Annotated in this window: 14 protein-coding genes; 11 read left to right on the top strand and 3 right to left on the bottom strand. The window is 57.6% G+C overall.

All coding sequences use genetic code 11. The features are described from left to right. Positions 1-567 precede the first annotated feature (567 nt). Positions 568-8,613 carry a calcium-binding protein gene (locus G494_RS27670; RefSeq protein ID WP_232362544.1) on the top strand — a complete coding sequence of 2,682 codons (8,046 nt, stop codon included), beginning with the start codon at positions 568-570 and terminating at the stop codon, positions 8,611-8,613. Here G494_RS27670 and G494_RS26165 read toward each other — a convergent pair. The 3 genes from G494_RS26165 to G494_RS0111920 form a co-directional block, all read right to left on the bottom strand. Continuing rightward, the gene (locus G494_RS26165) at positions 8,594-9,304 is read right to left on the bottom strand and encodes a transposase (protein ID WP_084456733.1); all 711 of its coding nucleotides are present in this window, start codon (positions 9,302-9,304) and stop codon (positions 8,594-8,596) included. The genes G494_RS27670 and G494_RS26165 overlap by 20 nt on opposite strands. A 109-nt stretch (positions 9,305-9,413) precedes the next feature. Beyond that, positions 9,414-10,868: a decarboxylating NADP(+)-dependent phosphogluconate dehydrogenase gene (gene gnd / locus G494_RS0111925; RefSeq protein WP_028584726.1), complete on the bottom strand. Its 1,455-nt coding sequence runs from the start codon at positions 10,866-10,868 to the stop codon at positions 9,414-9,416. Positions 10,869-11,172: 304 nt separating this feature from the next. After that, positions 11,173-12,870 carry an FAD-dependent oxidoreductase gene (locus G494_RS0111920; protein ID WP_028584725.1) on the bottom strand — a complete coding sequence of 566 codons (1,698 nt, stop codon included), beginning with the start codon at positions 12,868-12,870 and terminating at the stop codon, positions 11,173-11,175. 447 nt (positions 12,871-13,317) lie between these two features. On the opposite strand from G494_RS0111920, the gene G494_RS0111915 reads away from it, so the two are divergent. The 10 genes from G494_RS0111915 to G494_RS23190 all read left to right on the top strand — a co-directional run bounded on the left by G494_RS0111915 (position 13,318) and on the right by G494_RS23190 (position 22,317). After that, positions 13,318-14,700, top strand: coding sequence for a sigma-54 interaction domain-containing protein (locus G494_RS0111915; RefSeq protein WP_028584724.1), 1,383 nt, complete (start codon positions 13,318-13,320; stop codon positions 14,698-14,700). Between the two features lie 272 nt (positions 14,701-14,972). Beyond that, the gene (locus G494_RS25505) at positions 14,973-15,383 is read left to right on the top strand and encodes a NifB/NifX family molybdenum-iron cluster-binding protein (RefSeq protein WP_161629982.1); all 411 of its coding nucleotides are present in this window, start codon (positions 14,973-14,975) and stop codon (positions 15,381-15,383) included. Positions 15,384-15,403: 20 nt separating this feature from the next. Then, positions 15,404-15,619 carry a DUF5320 domain-containing protein gene (locus G494_RS0111905; RefSeq protein WP_153305858.1) on the top strand — a complete coding sequence of 72 codons (216 nt, stop codon included), beginning with the start codon at positions 15,404-15,406 and terminating at the stop codon, positions 15,617-15,619. A 47-nt stretch (positions 15,620-15,666) separates the two neighbouring features. After that, positions 15,667-16,062, top strand: coding sequence for a response regulator transcription factor (locus tag G494_RS25500; protein ID WP_161629981.1), 396 nt, complete (start codon positions 15,667-15,669; stop codon positions 16,060-16,062). Continuing rightward, positions 16,059-16,898 (top strand): ATP-binding protein, encoded by an 840-nt coding sequence (locus G494_RS0111895; RefSeq protein ID WP_028584722.1) that lies wholly within the window; start codon positions 16,059-16,061, stop codon positions 16,896-16,898. Before G494_RS25500 ends, G494_RS0111895 begins: the two co-directional genes overlap by 4 nt. 15 nt (positions 16,899-16,913) lie before the next feature. Further along, complete coding sequence (locus tag G494_RS0111890; protein WP_028584721.1) at positions 16,914-17,828, top strand: ATP-binding protein; 915 nt, start codon at positions 16,914-16,916, stop codon at positions 17,826-17,828. Positions 17,829-17,854: 26 nt separating this feature from the next. Beyond that, positions 17,855-18,238: a NifB/NifX family molybdenum-iron cluster-binding protein gene (locus tag G494_RS0111885; protein ID WP_028584720.1), complete on the top strand. Its 384-nt coding sequence runs from the start codon at positions 17,855-17,857 to the stop codon at positions 18,236-18,238. A gap of 339 nt (positions 18,239-18,577) precedes the next feature. Then, positions 18,578-18,937 (top strand): NifB/NifX family molybdenum-iron cluster-binding protein, encoded by a 360-nt coding sequence (locus tag G494_RS0111880; protein ID WP_028584719.1) that lies wholly within the window; start codon positions 18,578-18,580, stop codon positions 18,935-18,937. Positions 18,938-19,038: 101 nt separating this feature from the next. Beyond that, positions 19,039-19,497: an iron-sulfur cluster assembly scaffold protein gene (locus G494_RS0111875; protein ID WP_028584718.1), complete on the top strand. Its 459-nt coding sequence runs from the start codon at positions 19,039-19,041 to the stop codon at positions 19,495-19,497. Between the two features lie 627 nt (positions 19,498-20,124). Continuing rightward, complete coding sequence (locus G494_RS23190) at positions 20,125-22,317, top strand: sensor domain-containing protein (protein ID WP_153305857.1); 2,193 nt, start codon at positions 20,125-20,127, stop codon at positions 22,315-22,317. Positions 22,318-22,411 lie beyond the last annotated feature (94 nt).

Genomic DNA, 22,411 nt, shown 5'->3' with positions numbered 1-22,411 from the left:
GTGGATGGTGAGTTTCTTTCCAGCTGGTTTGGCGTTCGAAACTTTGACATCATCGGCACAACTCCAACCGAGAACCTCCTTATCCACGGGTCGACAGATATCGGAGGTATTAGTCTGCATTCCATATCCTTGCTCACTGCCTTTTTGCAATGCCCCGATTTCCGTGAGGTGACCAACCAGTTAACTGATCTGCTGGGTATGATTTTCGATGAAAAATTATACGCATACGAAACAGATCCTGGATCAATAAACACTAATTTCCTTGAACACCTTATACGTTATGAATTCGGCAATGCACCTGGAGTAACCGATACCGATATGTTGACCCGTTTTACCAACGATATGGTCAAGATCGGAGAAGCGGGAGGCATCATTGCCTCGAACAATAGCCTGCAGAAAATGTTAATCGCCTTTGCAATGCAGGCCTATTATAAGGATGGTGGGTTGGTAGAATCAGGCGAATTGTTCGATACCAAAGGAGGGAACGGCAATATCCATTTCAGTCTTGAGAAAGTGGCAGATTCATTGGCCGGTACCAAGGGTTATCAAGAGTTTTTTCAAGGTTTTTTGGCTAGTATTCCTGAGCAGGAGCAGACAATCATAGAAGAAAGGATCTTTAGCTTAAAGGACTGGTATCTCCATTCCACCGATGGTGCTATGACGGCTACTGCTTCGGGAAATGAATCCTTTATGCTCGGTGGTTCCTATGTGGACACGCTCACCGGATCCGATAAGGGGGACCTTCTCTACGGCATGGACGGTGATGATACCCTCAGCGGCTATGCAGGGAACGACTACCTCGAAGGCGGCAAGGGCCGAGACACCATGTTTGGCGGCGGAGGCGACGACACCTTCTTCATCATGGGCAAGGATGAGGCCTACGACCTCTTCAACGGCGGTAGCGGCACCGACACCATCCAGGGCGGAGCTCAGGACGACACCATCCGGGTCCGTTCCCTGACCGCTGCCGACTCCATCGAGGTGATCGACGGTGGTGGCGGCGAAAACATCATCGCCGGCACCGAGGAGGGCAACACCATCGACCTGAGCGGGATGAGCCTCAGCCATATCGACCGCATCGAAGGGGGCGGCGGGATCGACATTATCACCGGTTCCAACGGCAGGGATCTGATCTACGGCGGGGCCATGGGGGATACCCTCAGGGGCATGGCCGGTGACGACACCCTCTACGGCATTCAGCGGGACGGCAGCGACGACTACCTCGGCGATCGCCTGGAGGGCGGCAGCGGGAACGATACCTACCATGTCGGCTTAGGTGACATCATAGCTGATGCGGATAAGCAGGGGGTCATCTGGTTTGAGGGCCAGCAACTGCCGCTTCTCTCTCTGGCCGAACAGGGGGAGGGGTTCCACTTCTATGAGAGTGCGGATAAGCAGTTCCAGGCAAGCCTGGACGAGGCCAGCAACACCCTCTCCGTAACCGCAGGGACCAACCCCTCTTATTTCTCCATCGAAAACTTTGTCTGCGGCGACTTCGGTATCACCCTCAGCGACTACACCCCGCCGCCTTCGCTCTACGATCTTACCTTGAACGGCACTGATTCCCGCGATGAGCTGGCCTATCTCAACCTGGGGGCCAACGGCCGCCTTGCCTTTACCGCCTTTCCTGACGGAGTAAGCAGCAACACCCCATTTTATCAGACGCCATTACCGGCAGAGGCACCGAGCATGGAGGTATTCGGTGGGCAGGGGGGAGATTTCCTGTTTGGTTTCGCCGGTCATGACCATCTCGACGGCGGCGATGGCAGCGATATAATCAACGGTTATATGGGCTCCTGGAACGGGGTGGTGCTCTATGAGAACTCCATCCCGGAGGGGGATCTGCTCGAGGGTGGAGCCGGCAACGACTACATCAGCGGTAGTGGCGGTGACGACACCATTGATGGCGGTGCAGACAACGATATCATCCAGAGCTACGACGGGGAGGATAAGCTGTCCGGCGGTTCAGGCAACGATGTCCTGGCCGGAGGGTCCGATGATGTCGTTATCCAGGGCGGGGATGGTGATGATGCCCTGTTTGGAGATGGCTACTTTACCGGCACAGGGTCTCTGGATCTGGATAACCTGGATCAACTTTCGTTACGCCTGAGCTACTCCGCGGCCGGCTACGCCAGCGGCTTCACCTCTTCTAACTTCGAGATCCATAACGACGCCCCAAATGCGGGCGACGACTATCTGGCCGGTGGTATGGGGCGTGACTACATCGAGGGGGGTGGTGGCAATGACATCCTTCTTGGTGAGGCGGACCATGATACCTTGTTTGGCGGTGACGGCAACGACAACTTATCCGGCGGTGCTGGTAACGACTGGCTGGTCGGGGACAACAGCGATCTTTCCGGCACAGGGGACGATCTCATTAAGGGCGGCGATGGTGATGACCTGCTCTACGGCCTTGCCGGCAATGATCGGCTCTTTGGTGAGCAGGGTCAGGATCAGCTGTTCGGCCATGGCGGAGATGACCTCCTTAGCGGCGGCGATCAAGGCGACTATCTCAACGGCGGTACAGGCCACGATACCCTCTATGGCGGCACCGGGGGTGACCAGCTCTACGGCGACGGCGGCAACGACCAGCTGTATGGTGGTGCTGACTCTGACATCCTCGTCGGTGAATCCGGCGACGATACCCTGAGGGGCGGTGAAGGAACCGATACCCTCTATGGCGATAATGGTGATGCCACGGGTTCCGGGGCAGACAGGCTGTTTGGAGAGGCCGGTAACGATCACCTCTATGGCCATGGCGGCGATGATCAGCTCTTCGGCGGCAGCGGCAATGATGAGCTGCAGGGCAATGACGGGCTCGATACCTTGTCCGGAGGCTCGGGAGACGACAACCTCTTTGGACAGGGGGGAGACGATATTCTCCAGGGCGGGACCGGCAACGACTACCTGGCAGGCGGCAGCGGCAGAAACAGCTATCTCTTTGCGGCCGGAGACAGTGGCGGCGCCGGAGATGTGGTCAGGTGCGGGGAGGGGCAGAGTGTGATCCAGCTCGATGGCGTCGAGCTGGCTGGGATCGTGGTGGAACAGAGTCCCTCAACCGACAGCGTCAAGATCCGTTATTCACCGACCGATCTGCTGCTGCTTGAACAGGTGGGTACAGGTGCGGAGGTGAGCTTTAGGCTTGGCGGAGAAGAGCTCTCCTGGCAAGCCTTTATGGCAGGGGCAATCAACACCCTTACAGGCACAGCCGATGACGATGTCATTACCGGCGGCAGCACCAACGATGTCATCGCCGGTGGGGCCGGCAATGACACCCTGGAGGGGAGCGGAGGCAACGATACCCTGTACGGCGAGGTCGGCAACGATACCCTCTCAGGAGGAGCGGGAAACGATGTGCTTGTGGGGGGTGCAGGGCGGGATGTCATGTCCGGGGGAGAGGGCAATGACACCTATGTGGTTTCCCCGGGTGATGGCAAGGACTTTATTTACGACAACCTGGGGTGGAATACGCTGGCATTACAGTCCAGCAGATCGGCAAGCAACATCTCCTTTGTCTATGCCGCTGAAACGGATGGTACGGTCTGCGAGGATCAGGAGGCCCAGGGGATACTGGTTCGCTATCAGGGCGGAGGTCCGGTTTTTGTTGACAGCGGCAGGGTCAATAATTGGAGCCTCAGCTTCAACGATGGCGTGATGACCCATGCCGAGATCCTTGCCCATGTGGAAAGAAAGCTTCAGGGCGGCGATGAGGCAGATACGCTTTCCGGGGCACTGGGGCAGGATACCCTTCAGGGAGGCGGCGGGGGGGACCACCTCTACGGTCATGACGGGGAGGACTCCCTTTACGGAGACGAGGGCGATGATCATCTGGAGGGAGGGGCTGGCGATGACAGGCTCTACGGCGGGAAAGGAGATGACCTGCTTGACGGCGGCAAGGGCGCAGACTACCTCGATGGCGGCGAGGGCATAGATACGGTCTCGTATGCAGCTGAGACGGAGGACATAACCGTAGTCTTATGGGAGGGCGGCAGGGGCGGCAGCGCCGAAGGCGACACCTACAGGAACATCGAATCTGTCATAGGCGGCAAGGGCAATGATCATCTGACGAGCGCTGGTTATGCTGTACTTGAGGGGGGGCCGGGAGCTGATGTGTTGGATGGTAACTGGGGTTACCTGAGTACTGCCTCCTACCGCTCCTCGTCAGCAGGGGTGGAGGTTAGCCTGGACACAGGTGAGGCCCATGGCGGAGATGCCGAGGGGGATCGCTTGTATAAGATCAAAAATCTCACCGGTTCCGAATTTGCCGACATCCTGGTTGCGTCAAGTGATAAAGGGTTGGGGGGCACTGTTCTGCACGGCTTGGGAGGAGATGATCGGCTGATTGGTACTGAAAACGGGGACCTCCTTGCCGGCGGCAGAGGGAATGATCTCCTGGAGGGCGGGGCCGGCAATGACAGCTATATATTCAATCGAGGAGACGGTATTGACACCATCGTCAACAGCAGCGGTGAATACAGCGAAACGATTGTCAAGGACAGCTTTGGCCATGAACGTCTAAGCAGGGTGGCGTCTTCCTACGATAGAGACACTCTTGTCTTTGGCCAGGGGATAACCGCCGACGATCTCTTGTTATACCGGACTCCCTCAGGGGAGAATAGCGAGTTGGGTGATAACGATTTAGTGATAGCCCTTAAAGATGACGCACAGCCCAATGCCGCCTGGAATGAACTGGGCGACAAGGTCATCGTTAAAGGCTATTTCAACCATGAGGTGAGGGCTGAGGTCAATATCTATGAGCAATACTCAGTCTGGGATGACTCGAATTGGGACAGATGGGTTCGCTACGGCGAATATTCCAACTGGGTAAAACGCATCGAATTCGCCGATGGTACCAGCCTGGACCGTGATGAACTGGTTGCATCTTTGAGCGGTGGCACAGCCGGCGATGACCACCTTGAAATGATCCAGGATAATAGCTATTCCCAGGCGGTTTCCTGGAACGGTCTTGCCGGCAATGATGTGTTGGTGGGGGCCAAGGGCGATGATGCCCTGTGGGGCGGGGAAGGAGAAGATCGCCTGGATGGCAGGGGAGGAAACAATTATCTCGATGGCGGGAGCGGAAACGACACCTATGTCGTCTCCAATAGAAACACTCCCCAGGAGTTTGAATCCTGGTTGAGCACCCAGGCTGTTCCCTGTGTAGACGATAAGTTTATCAGGGACACCCTCTCCGATGAAGATGGCTACGACAGGGTCATCTTTGAGAGTGATATAGCCAGGGAGGATATCGTTTTTACCATAAACACCGGCGGAGATCTGGTGATCGATTATGGCCTGTATCTGCAGTACCAGATGATCGTGAGTGGTAATGGGGTTGAGCTTTTTGAAAACTCGGATGGTTCCACCATCACCCGGGAGCAGGTAGTCTCCGCCCTTGAGAGAATCGCGGGAAGACTCGGGGTCGATATTCATCAGGTCAGCAGCACCGATATATTCAATAATATTGAGTTGAAGAGCGAACTGTACAACAGCTGGGCAGATCAGTTTGTTGTCCAGACCGGGCACGCTGACTGGAATCTCTTTAACGGCAGATCGGATAATGAGATCGTCTACGGCGGTGCAGGCGTTGATGAGCTGCTCGGGCATAGCGGCAATGATGAATTGCACGGCAGAGGCTCTGATGATCTGCTCAACGGCGGCAATGGCAGTGACAGATATGTTTTTGAGCGTGGCGACCAAAATGATGTGATTTGGGACAAGGAGTTACCCTTTATTACCGATTCCTATGGAAGTTATCAGCCGGATGATGGCGACAGTGTTGGTTGGGGGCAATTTGTCACTGAAGTGCATCCAAATGAAGCCCCCAGCAATGACTCCCTCCTCCTGGGAGGAGATACCCTGGGGGGAGATATCCACAAGGACGACCTTGAAATCTTTTGGGCAACGGAGATGGAGGACCCGGCCAATGGCGGCGATGATCTCCTCATCCGCTTAAAATCACAGGATCCGGATCAGGCATGGCATGATCGCGATGTTAATCTTGCCATCATTACAGATTATTATGATGCCAACCCTCTATTGGAAAACGTGGTTGATCACGCAACAGGGGAAACAAACTCCCAGGCAAGGGTTGTCACCAGTGATGATTTTGCGGCTTATGGCGATAAGGCGTTACGATCGTTGGCATATCGTTTGAGCTGCAGCGATGAGGCTGTCTGTGGAATTACTGACCTTGCCGGACTCCGGAGTTTCCTGGATGTTGAGAACGGTCTGGTTGGTTTCAACCGGGAGTATCGAGCAACAGATGATACCATTTTGATAAGAGACTATTTTAATCCTGCTCTCACCATAGAGCATATCGTCTTGACTGACTCAGGGGAAGAACTGAGCAAAGCAGAGATTGTTGACCTGATGTCAACTGAGAATTCCGAGATGATTCGAGGTTTCTCAGACGAAGAGAATGTCATCCACGGAAAAGGTGGAAACGATATCGTTCGTGGTGCCAACCTCAAGGACACTATATTTGGTGAAGCCGGTAATGATCAACTTTATGGGCTCAGTGGCGACGATACACTTTCCGGCGGTGGGGGCGACGACGCCTTGCATGGCGGCGCAGGTGCCGATCAGATGAGCGGCGGGGTCGGCAACGATAGCTACTACCTGGATTCAGCGGATGATGTCATCGTGGAGCAGGAGGATGAAGGCAGCGATACGGTGTTTTCCTCTGTGGACTATACCCTTGGCGCCAACCTGGAGAAGTTGGTGCTGACCGGTGAAACGGCCGTGCTCGGGGTAGGCAACGATATGGCCAATGATTTGCGTGGTGGATCAGGCGATGACCGACTCTACGGGCGGCTGGGTGATGACAGCCTCAGCGGCGGCGAGGGTGACGACATCTTGAACGGTGGCGCAGGCGCCGATCAGATGAGCGGCGGAGTGGGCAACGATAGCTATTACCTGGATTCAGCAGACGACGTCATCGTGGAGCAGGGGGATGAAGGGGTTGACCGGGTGTTTTCTGCGGTGGACCATAGCCTTGGCGCCAACCTGGAGAGGCTGGTGCTGACCGGTGAGACGGCCGTGCTCGGGGTGGGTAACGAGATGGCCAACACCATCTCGGGCAACGGTATTGGTAATGATTTGCGCGGTGGAGCAGGCGATGACCGGCTCTACGGGCGGCTGGGTGATGACAGCCTCAGCGGCGGTGAGGGTGACGATATCTTGAACGGTGGTGCAGGCGCCGATCAGATGAGCGGCGGAGTGGGCAACGATAGCTACTACCTGGATTCAGCAGACGACGTCGTCGTGGAGCAGGGGGATGAGGGGGTCGACCGGGTGTTTTCTGCGGTGGACCATAGCCTCGGCGCCAACCTGGAGAACCTGGTGCTGACCGGTGAGACGGCCGTGCTCGGGGTGGGCAACGAGATGGCCAACACCATCTCGGGCAACGGTATTGGTAATGATCTGCGCGGTGGAGCAGGCGATGACCGGCTCTACGGGCGGCTGGGTGATGACCGCCTCAGCGGCGGTGAGGGTGACGACATCCTGAACGGTGGCGCAGGCGCCGATCAGATGAGCGGCGGAGCGGGCAACGATAGCTACTACCTGGATTCAGCGGACGATGTCATCGTGGAGCAGGGGGATGAAGGGGTCGACCGGGTATTTTCTGCGGTGGACCATAGCCTCGGCGCCAACCTGGAGAAGCTGGTGCTGACCGGTGAGACGGCCGTGCTCGGGGTGGGCAACGAGATGGCCAACACCATCTCTGGCAACGGTATTGGTAATGATCTGCGCGGTGGATCAGGCGATGACCGACTCTACGGGCGGCTGGGTGATGACCGCCTCAGCGGTGGTGAGGGTGACGACATCCTGAACGGTGGCGCAGGCGCCGATCTGATGAGCGGCGGAGCGGGCAACGATAGCTACTACCTGGATTCAGCGGACGATGTCATCGTGGAGCAGGGGGATGAAGGGGTCGACCGGGTATTTTCTGCGGTGGACCATAGCCTTGGCGCCAACCTGGAGAGGCTGGTGCTGACCGGTGAGACGGCCGTGCTCGGGGTGGGCAACGAGATGGCCAACACCATCTCTGGCAACGGTATTGGTAATGATCTGCGCGGTGGATCAGGCGATGACCGACTCTACGGGCGGCTGGGTGACGACAGCCTCAGCGGCGGTGAGGGTGACGACATCTTGAACGGTGGCGCAGGCGCCGATCTGATGAGCGGCGGAGTGGGCAACGATAGCTACTACCTGGATTCAGCGGACGATGTCATCGTGGAGCAGGGGGATGAAGGGGTCGACCGGGTATTTTCCTCGGTGGACCATACCCTTGGAGCCAATGTCGAGAAATTGAAGCTCCAGGGGGATCAGTCGATAGCTGGTGTTGGTAATGATCAGGATAACTTGATACAGGGAAACAACAACGACAACATCCTGAATGGGCGAAGCGGTAATGATACTCTTAAGGGAAATGGAGGAAAGGATACCTTTGTATTTGATTCAGCTCTCGATCAAGAGGGAAATTCTGATGTAATCTCTGACTTCGTATCAGGTCAGGACAAGATATTGCTTGATCGTGATATCTTTTCTGCTCTGCCTGGTAGGAGAAAAAATAGGGGACAGACCCCAATTAAGTTGATCCCTTCGTAACACCCTTTTCTTTTTTTGGTCGGCCAGCGGTGCCTGGAGTTACGCGACGTCCAAGCATCTCGCTGATTTCTGAGGTAAATCGACTGTTGCCTAATGCGAAGTTTCCGTTGGTGGCTTTTCGGATTTTATCTGCTTCTTCAAGGTCCAAGTCATGGCTAAACAGTTCCCTATATGCTTTTTGTCTCGCCCTATGGGAGCGGCCAAGATTCAGGTAGAGATGATGGGGGCGTATTATCTCAGATTGATTTCCCTGGGCATTCACCTGGTAACTTGACCAGCGGTAATCACCCGGTTGACTGACCATGCCGGCACGTACCGGGTTCATTTCTATATATCGCTGACAGCTGAAAAGATACTCTTCCTGTTGAACGATGCTCGATCGAAACCGTCCCTCCCAGAGTGTGCCGCTCCGTTGATGGCTGCGATTGACATACTGGACATAACGCTGGCCAAGGCGCTTCATGAGCTTACCGGCACTGTCAGCCTTGGATGGAGTCAGGAGGAGATGTACGTGGTTGGTCATTAAAACGTAGGCATGAACGGAACAACCTGTTGTGTTAGCGTACTCTTTGAGCCAATCAAGATAAAACAGGTAGTCTTCATCCGTGAAAAAGCATGCTTGTCGATTATTCCCGCGTTGAATAATATGAATCGGTATGTCGGGTACTATCAGTCGAGGTCGTCTAGGCATATCTTATCCAATAGTAAGTTATTCAAAAGGGCTCAAGGGAAAACGTGGTCTGTCCCCTATTGCTCGTGTCCCCTATTGCTCGCTATTGCTCCGTCACCTATTGCTCCCTTCAGCGTTTAGAGCTGCCTGAGGTGGTCTCGCCGCCCTGGCCGGTCCAGTTGGTATGGAAGAATCGGCCCCTGGGTTGATCGGTTCGCTCGTAGGTGTGGGCGCCGAAGTAGTCGCGCTGGGCCTGGATCAGGTTGGCCGGCAGCCGGCTGCTGCGCAGGCCGTCAAAGTACTGGAGGCTGCTGCAGAGGCAGGGGGCAGGGATGCCGGCAGTGACCCCTGCGGTGATGACCCGGCGCAGGGCAGCCTGGGCCTGGTTCAGGGTGGTGCTGAAGTGGGGTGCCAGCAGCAGCTGGTCGAGCTCCGGGCACTGGGCGTAGGCCTGACTGATGGTTTCCAGGAAGGCTGAGCGGATGATGCAGCCGCCCCGCCAGATCCGGGCGACCTCGCCCAGGTCAAGGTTCCAGGAAAAATCGCGGGAGGCGGTGGCCAGGAGCTGGAAGCCCTGGCCATAGGAGATCAGCTTGGCCATGTAGAGGGCTGCCTCCAGGTCCCTGAGCAGGGCCCGGGGATCGCCGCTCCAGCTTCCCCCGGGTCCCGGAAAGACGGGGGCTGCGGCGAGGCGCTGCTCCTTGCTGGCCGAGAGGCAGCGGGCAAAGACCGATTCGCTGATCAGGGAGAGGGGGATGCCCAGGTCAAGGGCCGCATCCACCGTCCACTTGCCGGTGCCCTTCTGGGCTGCCGCATCCAGGATCGCCTCCAGCAGGGGGGAGCCGTCCTCGTCCTGAAAGCTGAGGATCTCGGCGGTGATCTCGATCAGGTAGCTGTTGAGTCGGCCGCTGTTCCATCGAGCAAATATCTCTCCTATCTGTCGGTGTTCCAGGCCGAGCAGCTCTGTGATGAGATGATAGCTCTCAGCAATGAGCTGCATGTCTCCATACTCGATGCCGTTATGGACCATCTTGACGAAATGGCCGGCTCCCCCGGGGCCCAGCCAGCTGCAGCAGGAGCTGCCGTCGCTGAGCCGGGCGGCGATGGGCAGCAGCAGGGGTTCCAGCAGGGGCCAGGCCTCTTTGGAGCCTCCCGGCATCAGGGAGGGGCCGTGGAGGGCCCCCTCCTCACCGCCCGAGACCCCGCAGCCGACAAAGTGCAATCCCTGTCCCTTCAGCATCACGACCCGCCGCTTGGTATCCCTGTAGTGCGAGTTGCCGCCGTCGATGAGGATATCGCCCGCTTCGAGGTAGGGGAGCAGCTGTTCGATAACCTCGTCCACCACCGGACCTGCCTTGAGCATCAGCATGATCTTGCGGGGAGGTGCCAGGGAGCGGATAAAGGCGGCCAGGGTGGGGTAACCGCTTATGGTGGTTCCCCGGGCCCGACCCCTGATGAATGCATCGGTCCTGGCCGTGGTGCGGTTGAAGACCGAGACCGCAAAGCCGTGATTGGCCAGGTTCAGGGAGAGGTTTTCGCCCATGACGGCCAGGCCGATAAGGCCTATCTCTGCTGCTGTCTGCATGATCTGATCCTTGAGGGAGTAAGGTTGAGTAAAAAGAGGGGCGATGGGGCCTGCCTGCAGCGGCTGACTCCAGAGAAGAGCCACCTGTTTCAAACGATGTAAGGTGACCTTAAGACGCCTTAAGACTATCTTAAGCTCTTCTCGTTATTCTTCAAGGCAGGGCTGCCGGGGAAAGAGGGGGAGCAGGGGCGGGGAGAGTGTTTGCAGCGGCCGCGATCAGGGCTGCTGGAGCCCGGGGAGGGCCGGGCCCACTGTCATCTACAGCGGGCCCGGCATCGAGCAGTGGAGGGCTGGAGCCCGGGGCTTACCTCTTGCGGGGATAGGGCCAGGCCATCAGCCCGCCCTCCATGACCCGGACATTGGTGTAGCCGTGGGCCCGGAGGATGGTGGCGGTCTCGTAGCCGCGCATGGAGATCTTGCAGAAGCAGATGATCTCCTGCTCCTTATCTGCAGGCAGCTCCTCCAGTCGGGCCCGGACCGCGCCCAGGGGGACCAGCTTCTCGCCGATGCCCAGCTGCATCTCCTCAAACTCCTCCGGGCTGCGGGCATCCATCAGAAACAGCTCCTCTCCCTGCTGGATCCTCTCCCAGACCGCGGTGGCATCCGTGCCCTTCATCCGTCCCTTGAGCTTGTTCTGGATGATGTGGGCAGAGGCGATGAAGTGGTCGATGGCCAGGGAAAAGGGCGGGGCATAGGGGAGATCGGCGTTGACCAGCTGCTCCACGGTCATCTTGCCCTGGATGGCCATGGCGGCCATGGCGATCTGCTTGCTCACATCGCCGGGGCCGACGCACTGGTAGCCGAGGATGCGCTGATCCCGGGTGGAGACCAGCAGCTTGGAGATCAGGAGCTTGGCGCCCATGAAGCCTGGTTTGTCCGGGCTGGCATTCACCACGGTCTCATAGTCGCTGAAGCCGGTCTGCTGGGCCACTTTTTCCGAGAGCCCGGTGGAACCGGCGGTGAAGTTGAAGATCTTGCAGATCCCGGTCTGGTAGGTGCCCGGGAAGGTGACGCTGTTGCCGAGGATTACGTTCTCGCCGGCCACCCTTCCCTCCAGGTTGGCCAGGTCACCCATGGGGGAGAAGGTCTTGTCACCGGTGTTGCAGTTGTTGATCTCCACACAGTCGCCGGCAGCGTAGATGTGGGGATCAGAGCTCTGCATGTACTGGTCCACGCTGATGCCGCCCAGCTTGCCGATGGCCAGTCCTGCCCGGGCGGCCAGACCGCTGTTGGGGCGGACGCCCATGGCCATCACCGCCAGCTCGCAGTCGAGCACGCTGCCGTCTGCCAGGACCACCCCGCTGAGTTTGCCCTCTTTGCCGCGGAACTCCTTGAGCCCGGTGGAGGTCAGTATCGTGGCGCCAGAGGCGTGCATGTGGTTCTCCACCAGTTTGGCCATCCGCCAATCCAGGAAGGGCAGGACCTGGTCCTGGAGCTCCACCACGGTGACCTCCATTCCCGAGAGCTGCAGGGCCTCGCAGGTCTCTACCCCGATCAGGCCGCCGCCGATGATCACCGCCTTCTTGACCTGCTGCGCATCCCGGATCCTACGAAGTGCATCGCTGTCCTCCATGCTGAGCAGGGTGTGGATCCCGTCCAGGTCGATGTTGGGGATGGGGGGCAGGTTGGCGCTGGCACCGGTGGCGATGATCAGCTTGTCGTAGGGGATGGTCTGCTCCTCCCTGGTGCGCAGGTTCAGGCAGTGGACCCGTTTCTGCTCCCGATCGATGGCCATCACCTCGGTTTCGGTGAGGGCGGTGATGCCCTTGGCCTTGGCAAAGAAGGCGGGATCGCGAACCACCCCGGTGGGGGTGCAGAGCAGCATCTTGCGTTCATCAAAGACCCCGCCCACGTAGTAGGGGTAGCCGCAGGCGGCCATGGAGAGGTCCGCTCCCTTCTGGATGATGGTGACATTGGCGGCTTCATTAAGACGTTTGGCCTTGGCCGCGGCCTTGGCTCCGGCGGCAGAGCCGCCGATGACAACGAGGTTGGTGCTGGTCATCACTGTTTCTCCGTGCTTGTAGCGAAATAGTTATAGCGTATTATGATCGATATAAAAGTTGTAATTGGGGAATGGTGCCTGGAAAACAAAAACCGCTTCAGGATCTTTCCATCGAGGCGGAGAGTGCATATAGAGTAGTGCCAGAGCGGTACAGATCGACTATGCTCGATCCGCTGTTCATATACACAAAACATCCTGGCCTAGCCAGCCTTAATTAGCAAAATGGGGTAGAAATGGGAATAGTTATTTCTGTTAAAACCTTCTTTAGGCGGTCTCTCTATTCGGAAGTGCTTGATAAGATATGAAAAAGCGGACTTCTAACTGGCAGTTTTTTTCAGGCCGCAGGGGGGGGCAGGTTGAGCCGATCCCAGGGCCAGGATCAGGGGGGCCGGTGACTCGGCCAGGGGTGGTTACAGGTGGTGCAGGCAAAGAGAAAGGAAGGGGCGGATGAAGAAGAGTGAGGCGATACCGGCCAATGTGACCGAAACCATCCTGGAGTCGATCTCGGACGGGGTCTTTACCGTCAACCATGAGTGGCGGATCATGTCCTTTAACCGGGCTGCCGAGGAGATCACCGGCATCCCGCGCAGCGAGGCCATCGGTCGCTTCTGCTGGGAGGTTTTCCGCTCCAACATGTGCGAAGGCGACTGCGCCCTCAAGCGGACCATGAAGGAGGGCAAGGCCTTTGTCAGCAGCTCCACCTATATCATCAACAGTGACAAAAAACGGATCCCCATCAACGTCTCCACTGCCCCGCTTCAGGATGAGCATGGCAAGGTTCTGGGCGGAGTAGAGACCTTCAGGGACAATACCCTGGTGGAGGAGCTGCGCAAGGAACTCAGCGGCGGCTTCATTCTGGGCGATATGGTGAGCAACAGCGATGCCATGCACAGGATCTTTGCCGTCCTGCCCCAGATTGCCGAGAGTGATTCCACGGTCTTGATCGAGGGGGAGACCGGCACCGGAAAGGAGATGATGGCCAAGGCCCTCCATCGCCAATCGCTGCGCCGGGACAAGCCCTTTCTGGCCATCAACTGCGGCGCCCTGCCCGACACCCTCCTGGAATCAGAGCTCTTTGGCTACAAGGCCGGGGCCTTTACCAACGCGGCCAGGGATAAGCAGGGGATCTTTGCCGCGGCCCAGGGGGGCACCATCCTCCTGGATGAGCTGGGAGAGACCAGTCCGGCCTTTCAGGTCAAACTGCTCAGGGTCCTGGAGGAGCGTGAATTTCAGCCCCTGGGAAGCGTGGTCAGGGAGAAGAGCGATGTCCGCATCCTGGCGGCCACCAACCGCGAACTGAGCCGACTGGTGGAGCAGGGCCGCTTTCGCCGGGATCTCTTCTATCGGGTGAATATCGTCAGCCTGCAGCTGCCACCCCTGCGTGAGCGTCGGGAAGATATCCCCCTGCTGGCGGAACGGTTCATTGCCAAGATGAATCGCCTGGGGGGCAAGAGTGTCTCAGGCCTGAGCCCAGAGGCGCTCAGCCTGTTGATGGGCCACAGCTTTCCCGGAAATATCCGTGAGTTGGAAAACATGATCGAACATGCCCTGATCCTCTGCAGCCAAGGGGAGATCACTCCGGCCCAGCTGCCCTCCTACCTGGTGCAGCAAGGGCCTCCCATCCCGGAGGAGGCCTCCCCGGACATCCATGCCGCCGTGGAGCGTACCGAGGTCGAGCTGATACATGCCGCCCTGGAGCGCCACGGCTACAATCGAACTGCCGCGGCCCGGGAACTGGGCATGCACAAGAGTACCCTCTTTCGTAAGGTCAAGAAGCTGGGGATCACCCTACCCACCGTTGACGGCCGTCACTCCAGCTCCGCCCTATAGTCGCGGAACCGCTCCGCTGTACCGTCGCACAGTGGCGCGGTTCCGCGTCCCTGTCTCGTCCCCCGTTGCGATCTGCTCTGAGCCCTGGTTGGTACGCTTTCTTCTTTCCTGGTTTTCTTTCCTGTGTAATTCTTTGTTTTCACATTATATTTTGTTGCCCAGGTCCCTTCCCTCCCTGGGAGGACAGGGAAAGGTATCCGCTCGCTGTTCCCTTGGCATGGTTTCTGCTTCTCCTGGGTATGAAGAGACAACCATCGGGATTGAAAGTTGCTGTGACGGTGTGGGAAAATCGGGTCTCGCCGGTGTTTGATTCGGCCCGGACCCTGTTAATCGTTGAGCTGGTCGACACCGAAATAACCAGCCAGCATCTGCAGCAATTTGATCCCCAGAGGGTGTCCCAGCTGGTGCAGATGCTGGTAGACAACGGCGTGATGATCCTGATCTGCGGAGCGGTCTCTGAAGAGCCTGCAAAGGTCCTGGAGGCGGCCGAGTTTGAACTGATCCCCTTTATCAGTGGAGACATCAGCGAAGTGCTGGCGATGTTGGTAGTGGAACAGCCGGTATGGAGTGCGTTGAAAATGCCTGGCTGCGGCAGGAATATCTGCTGCCGCGGTAAGATTCGCCATGGCAGAGCCATCAAGGCTGCGCAGCATGACGAGCTTGGCGGGTATCTCTATAAATAGAGCAAACGGAGGACAGGAAGATGCCAGGATTTGATGGAAGTGGTCCCCAGGGACAAGGTGCACGAACCGGAAGGCAACAGGGACGCTGTGGCCGGATGGCCCCGTCGGAACAAGCTTTTCAAGCCGGTCGGGGAGGTGGCGTTGGCGGCGGCCAGGGCAGGCAGCAGCTGCGGGGGCCGGGAGGCGCTACTCGCTGCGGCGGCGGCTTTGGCCGGAGAAACGGCAACAACCGCTAACCGGAGCGTGGCCGCAACAGGTGAACAATTATTCAGGAGTGATGCGAGTGAAAACACTGTTGGTATATAAGGAACAATCGAATTTTCAGGTGTTTAAAGAGGTGTTGGCACAGCATCCGAATATCTCGTTAGAGGAAACAGACGACCCTGCTGCAGCCTTGCAGCGGGGCCAAGAGGGGCAGGCCGAGGTCATCGTGGTTGATGAGGCCTTAAGTAATGGAAGCGGTATCCAGTTTATCGAGCAACTGGTCAAGTTGAACCCCATGGTCAACACCGCCCTGGTCAGCGGACTGGGGCCGGGGAAGTTCCACGAGGCCACCGAAGGCCTGGGGATCCTGGTCCAGCTCTCTCCTGTTCCCGGACAGAAAGATGCCGAATATTTCATGGAAAAATTGGCCAAGGTTGCCCTCCTCCTTGAGCCGCTTGGAGCGGATCCGTCATGATCATCAGTGTAGCCAGTGGTAAGGGTGGTACCGGCAAGACCACGGTCTCCACCAACATGGCCCAGGCCCTGGAAACGGAGCTGACCTTTCTGGACTGCGACGTTGAAGAGCCCAATGCTCATCTCTTTCTCGAGCCTGCTATCTCCAGCAGCCGCCAGGTCGAGACCCCGGTCCCTGAGATCCAGGTGGAGAAGTGTACCCAGTGCCGCAAGTGCATGGATATCTGTCGTTTCAACGCCATCGCCGTGGTCGGCCAGCAGGTCCTGGTCTTTCCCGAACTCTGCCACAGTTGCGGCGGTTGCATGTTGGTTTGTCCGGAGGGGATCATCACCGAGACCGGCCGGGAACTGGGCGTGATCGAAGAGGGGCAGCGGGATAAGATCACCTTTGCCCACGGCAAGATGCGGGTGGGCGAGGCCATGGCGCCGCCCCTGATCAAGGAGGTGCGCAAGGCCACTCGTGCCCAGGGACTGACCATCATCGATGCGCCTCCAGGCACCTCGTGTCCGGTTATTGCCGCCATCGATGGGGTGGACTTTGTGCTGATGGTCACCGAACCGACGCCCTTTGGCCTCCATGACCTCAAGCTGGCGGTGGAGGCGGTCAAGCTGCTCGGCATCTCCAGCGGCCTGGTCATCAACCGTGCCGATCTGGGCAACCGGGAGGTCTACGCCTATGCCCGGGAGCAGGAGATTCCCATCCTGATGGAAATCCCCTTTGATCGCCGGATTGCCGAGGTCTACTCATCGGGACAGTCCGTGGTCGAGGCCATGCCGGAGTGGGCGGAAAAATTTCGGGAGCTGTATCACCGGATTGAAGCCATAGTGGAATCCTAATTAAGAGATAAGCTGATGCGGGAACTAGTTATTTTAAGCGGCAAGGGCGGAACCGGCAAAACCAGCCTGACCGCAGCCTTTGCCTCGATGGCGGCCAACAAGGTGGTCTGTGATGCAGACGTGGATGCTGCCGACCTCCACCTCCTGGCCCAGCCCCAGGTCCGGATGATCACGGATTTCATGGGCGGAGGAATCGCCCGGATTCGGGAGGAGAGCTGCAGCCAGTGCGGGACCTGCCGGGATCTGTGCCGCTTTGCGGCCATTGACGAGCAGTTGGTCATCAACCCTCTCCACTGTGAGGGGTGCGGGGTCTGCGTGGATCTCTGTCCGGAGGGGGCCATCGATTTTCCCATCCAGAAGTGCGGGGAGTGGTTTATCTCCGACTCCAAGTACGGCCCCATGGTCCATGCCCGTCTGGGCATTGCCGAAGAGAACTCCGGTAAGTTGGTCAGCCTGGTGCGCAAAGAGGCCAGAAATCTTGCCGAAGAACAGGGCTGTGACCTGCTGATCACCGACGGCCCTCCCGGGATCGGCTGTCCCGTGATTGCCGCCATCAGCGGGGCCACCGCCCTGGTGATTGTGGTGGAGCCCACGGTCTCCGGCCTCCATGATATGATCCGGGTGGCGGAGCTGGCCTCCCACTTCAAGATTCCCGGGATGATCTGTATCAATAAGTTTGACCTGAACCTTGAACTCTCTGCAGCCATCACCGAGGTGGCGGCAAAGCGGAACATGGAGGTCTTGGGCATGGTTCCCTTTGATCCGATCTTTGTTCATGCCATGGTCAAGGGGGAGAATATTTTCGAATATGGAGAGGATAACAAGGACTCTGCGACCCTGGAGGCGGTTCGTGCCATCTGGGAGAAGATAGAGGGTGCATCGGTGTTGAACAACATGGGTGTGCTGGATATGAAGGCAGTAATTCGATAGTTAACATTTAATGAGAAGGAAGGAATATGGCGACAATGAGAGTAGCAATCCCCTCTGAGGGTGAGGGCGGTTTAGACGGCAAGCGGGCAGGACACTTCGGCCACTGTGATGTCTTTACCTGCATTGATTTCGAGAACGGAGAGATCAAGGAAGTTTCCATTGTTCCCAACAGGGAACATGTCCAGGGTGGATGCATGGTGCCGGTAAACCTGCTTGCTGAAAATAAGGTCAACGCTCTTGTTGTTGGTGGAATCGGGATGCGGCCCCTGATGGGTTTTCGTCAGGTAGGTATCGAGGTCTACCATGACAGTGCCCGTCCGGATATCAGGCCGGTGGTGGAGGATTTTCTTGCCGGTAACCTGCCGATGATCACGGATAACGATGTCTGCGGAGGCGGTGGCGGTCGCTAAGCACTTGCCTGCCTGGTAAGGATTCTTTGCACTTAACTTCAGAGTTTCTCCTACCTCGGAACGTTTGTTCCCCTTTATCTGTTGGTACTGGCCCTTTACCGGGCAGGCATTTTTTTATCTGATTACCCATGAAGCTCAGTCATTTTTCTTCTACCCTCGGGAGACAGATTGAATTTCTCGCTACAGAGGTAGGGGACTGATTTTTTTTACATGTTTTTTTTGAAAATAAATCTGTCTCCCGGATATTAGAAGAGAAATAACATCAGTCCCCTGTCTGTAGAGATAGTTTTGGCTGGGTATGATACCTAATCAGATTTTTTAAACCTTTCAGGTGATGATATGAAGATTGCGGTAAGCTCCAAAGGAACCACTTTGGACAGTGAAGTAGATCCCCGCTTCGGGCGGGCAAGTTACATAATGATCGTTGATACCGATACCCTTGACTTCGAAGCCATGGATAACAGCGCCAACTGCGCCGCCTTCAAGGGGGCAGGTATCCAGGCCGCCACCATGGTCAGCGATACCGGTGCCGAGGTGCTGATGACCGGCTATTGCGGTCCCAAGGCCTTTCAAACCATCTCTGCGGCCGGGATCAAGGTGGTCAGCGATATCACCGGTACGGTGCGTGACGCGGTAGAAAAGATGCAGAGCGGTGCGGTGAGCTATACCGACAGCGCCAACGCTGATGCCCACTGGTAGGCAGCCGAGCGATCTTGTCGAGGGAGGAGCTAGCGGCAGGGAGTAATCGGAACCAGCCACAGCCATGTGTTTGAACCGTGTTTGAAAGGAAGATGTTGTAGATGAACGATGAACAGTTTAATGCCCTGGTCGATAAGATCCAGGAGCAGGTCTTTGATGACGCCAAGGATGCCTATGGCGCCACTGGTTTTGAACGTTGGCGCAATCCCCGTTTTGGCGGCAGGATGGAGGATGCGGACAGCAAGGGACGGATCACCGGCAGCTGCGGTGATACCATGGAGATGTTTTTAAAGTTTGCTGACAGCCGGGTCACGGAGGCCAGCTATGTCACCGATGGCTGCGGCTCAAGTAATGTCTGCGGCTCCTTTGCCGCCGAGATGGCCATCGGCAAGAGTATTGAAGAGATCTTTGACCTCACCGGCCAGGATGTCCTGGCCAGGATCGGTCAGTTTCCTGAAAAAGAAGAGCACTGTGCCTACCTGGCCATTAAAACCGTCCAGGATGCGGTCAACAACTATATGATCCAGCAGGTGCAGTCCACCACCGAGGCGCAGGATTGATGTCCTGAACAGGAAAGGGGGGATTGATTTCCCTCCTGCCCAGGCATCAGCGCTTTACGCTCTATGCTGTACGGAGCAGGCTCCGGGAGCTCCAACAGGGAGCCTGCCAGGCCTGCTCCCTGGTTTTTTCAACCTTTTCAGGGCTTGCCCCCCCTCCACCCCTCCTCCAGCTCTGCCTGCCAGAGTCTTCCTGGGCTCTTCTTAGGCTGAGTCTTTGACGCCTTGACCTTCAGGGCGTATCCCCACCTCTCTTTCCTGTTCTCTTTTTGGTTATCTTCAGCTACTGTTGTCTCTATGATCCAGGCCTGCAGAGGCAAGGGGAGAGCAGGGCAGGCAGGTCTCTGTTTTGAGGACCGGGTCAAGGTTCAAGAGAAATGAAACAGGGCAGCGCGGCTCAGATGCTTATAGTAAAGGCAACTGGATCGCTGACTTCGCCGGGGCCGGAGGGGTGGATCCGCTATCGGTTACCTTGCAAAACGGTTTTTTCTTCCAGTCTTTGCGTTATGGTGAAAATTTCATCCTCGGTATATCGATTATATGCCTGCGGAATAAATTTCTCATGCCTTGATCTTGATCGAAAAATCTCATTTTTGAAAGTACCCTATTGATTGACTGTGAGGGGGAAGCTTGAAGAACACAATTCCTGGTTTGGAGATGGAGGGTGGTGACGAAACCCTGTTGTCCCAGATCATAGCAAATTTTCCAGTGGCGACCTTTGTGATCGATGTCCGGCACAGGGTACTCCACTGGAACAAGGCCTGTGAATATATTACCGGTGTCTCCGCCGAGACCATGATCGGCACCACCAGGATCTGGGAGCCCTTTTATCCGGAGGAGCGGCCGGTGATGGCAGACCTGATCGTTGACGGCAAGATGGACCAGCTGGAGCGCTACTATGCGGCCAAGTATTTTCCCTCGCCCATCCTGGAGCACACCTGGGAGGCAGAGGACTACTTTCCCCGTCTCCCCGGTGGGGGCAGATGGCTGGCCTTTTCTGCCGCAGCCCTGAAAAACAGCCAGGGCGAGATCATCGGCGCCATCGAGACCCTCCGTGATATTACGGCCGAGAAAGAGTCCCAGCAGGCCCTGGAAGAGAACCAGCACCTCTTGGGCGAGATCATCGACGGCTCACCGGTACCGATCTTTGTCCTGGACCGGGAGCATCGGGTCACCCATTGGAACCGGGCCTGTGAGGCCTTGAACGGCGTCCCTGCCGAGTCCATGGTGGGGACCCGTAAGCAGTGGCAGGCCTTCTATGCCCAGGAGCGGCCCGTGATGGCGGACCTGGTGATCAGCAGCAAGCAGGATACCATCCCGGAGTACTATCAGGCGATCTGCAGCAGGTCGCCCTTGATCGCCGGGGCCTGGGAGGCCACTGCCCATTTTCCCGATTTTCAATCCGGGCCCAAGTGGCTCTACTTTACGGCAGCCCCGCTCTACGGCCTCGACGGCGGGATCGTAGGGGCCGTGGAGACCCTCCAGGATGTGACCGCCCGCAAAGAGTATGAGCTGGAGCTGGAGCATAAGGCCAACTTCGATACCCTCACCGGTCTGGCCAATCGCAATCTCCTGGATAACCGCCTGCAGCAGGCCATCATCATGGCCAGGCGCAGTGAGGAGGAGTTGGCCCTGCTCTTTCTCGATCTGGATAACTTCAAGGAGATTAATGATACCCTGGGCCATGTCGTGGGGGATACGGTGCTCAAGCGGCTTGGTCGCCGGATCAGTGGCTGTGTCCGAGAGGTGGACACCGTGGCCCGCATCGGCGGAGATGAGTATGTGGTCCTGTTGTATGCCCCGGAGAACGAACATTTTGTGACCACCATCGTCCGCAGGCTCCTGGATGAGATCGGCCGTAAACTCCCCATGGATGGGAGGGAGTTGTATCTGGGCTGTAGTATTGGGATTGCGCTCTACCCCAAGGACGGCGATAATGCCGAGACCCTGATGATGCACGCCGATACCGCCATGTATCGGGCCAAGGCCAACGATAAGGGCTGGTTTCGCTACTATGCCGAGGGCTTGACCCAGCGGGCCGCGCTCTGGCTGGACCTGAAGCAGGATCTCCACAATGCCCTGAGCGAGCACCAGATGGAACTCTACTATCAGCCCCAGTATGACCTGCGAACAGAGAAGATCGTGGGGGTGGAGGCCCTGGTCCGCTGGAACCATCCCACCATGGGGCTGCTCCTGCCCGACAGCTTTATCCCCATTGCCGAAGAGACCGGCCTGATCATGCCCCTGGGGGACTGGATCATGCGTACCGCCGTGGCCGAGGCCTGCGACTGGGAGATCGAGACCGGCTATAACCTGAGGGTCTCGGTGAACGTCTCGGCCAGGCAGTTTCGCTACCAGGAGTTGTTGCAGATGCTCCAGGGGGTGGTGCAGCGGACCTGTTTCAAGCCCATCAATCTGGAGCTGGAACTCACCGAATCCCTGGTGATGAACAATCCCAGGCGGGCGGCCAAGCTCCTGAACGAGCTGAAAGAGCAGGGCTTCTCCCTGGCCATGGATGACTTTGGCACCGGTTACTCCAGCCTGGCCTATCTGCGCCGTTTTCCCTTTGACATGATCAAGATCGATAAGTCCTTTATCTGTGACCTGGGCACCAACAGCGAGGCAGAGGCCATTGTCCGGGCCATGTTGAGCCTGGGCAAGGCCCTGGGGCTGCGCATGGTTGCCGAGGGGGTGGAGACCGAGATCCAGAAGGATTTCCTGGAACGTGAGGGCTGTGACGAGATCCAGGGATACCTCTACAGCCGGCCTCTGCCCGCAGACGCCTTCTTTGAGTTGCTCAAGCGCCAGGCCGAGGAGGAGTGAGTCCCAAGGCCAGCCCTGCTGCCGTCGGGTTCCCCGGAGGCCGGAGGAAGCTTTTGTTTTCGATTGGTCAGGCAGAGGAGAGGCAGAAGCGCCC

Source organism: Desulfogranum mediterraneum DSM 13871, assembly GCF_000429965.1.
Classification (GTDB): Bacteria; Desulfobacterota; Desulfobulbia; order Desulfobulbales; family Desulfobulbaceae; genus Desulfogranum; species Desulfogranum mediterraneum.
Note: the sequence above shows the minus strand (reverse complement) of the source record. Positions and strands in the feature narration are given on the sequence as shown.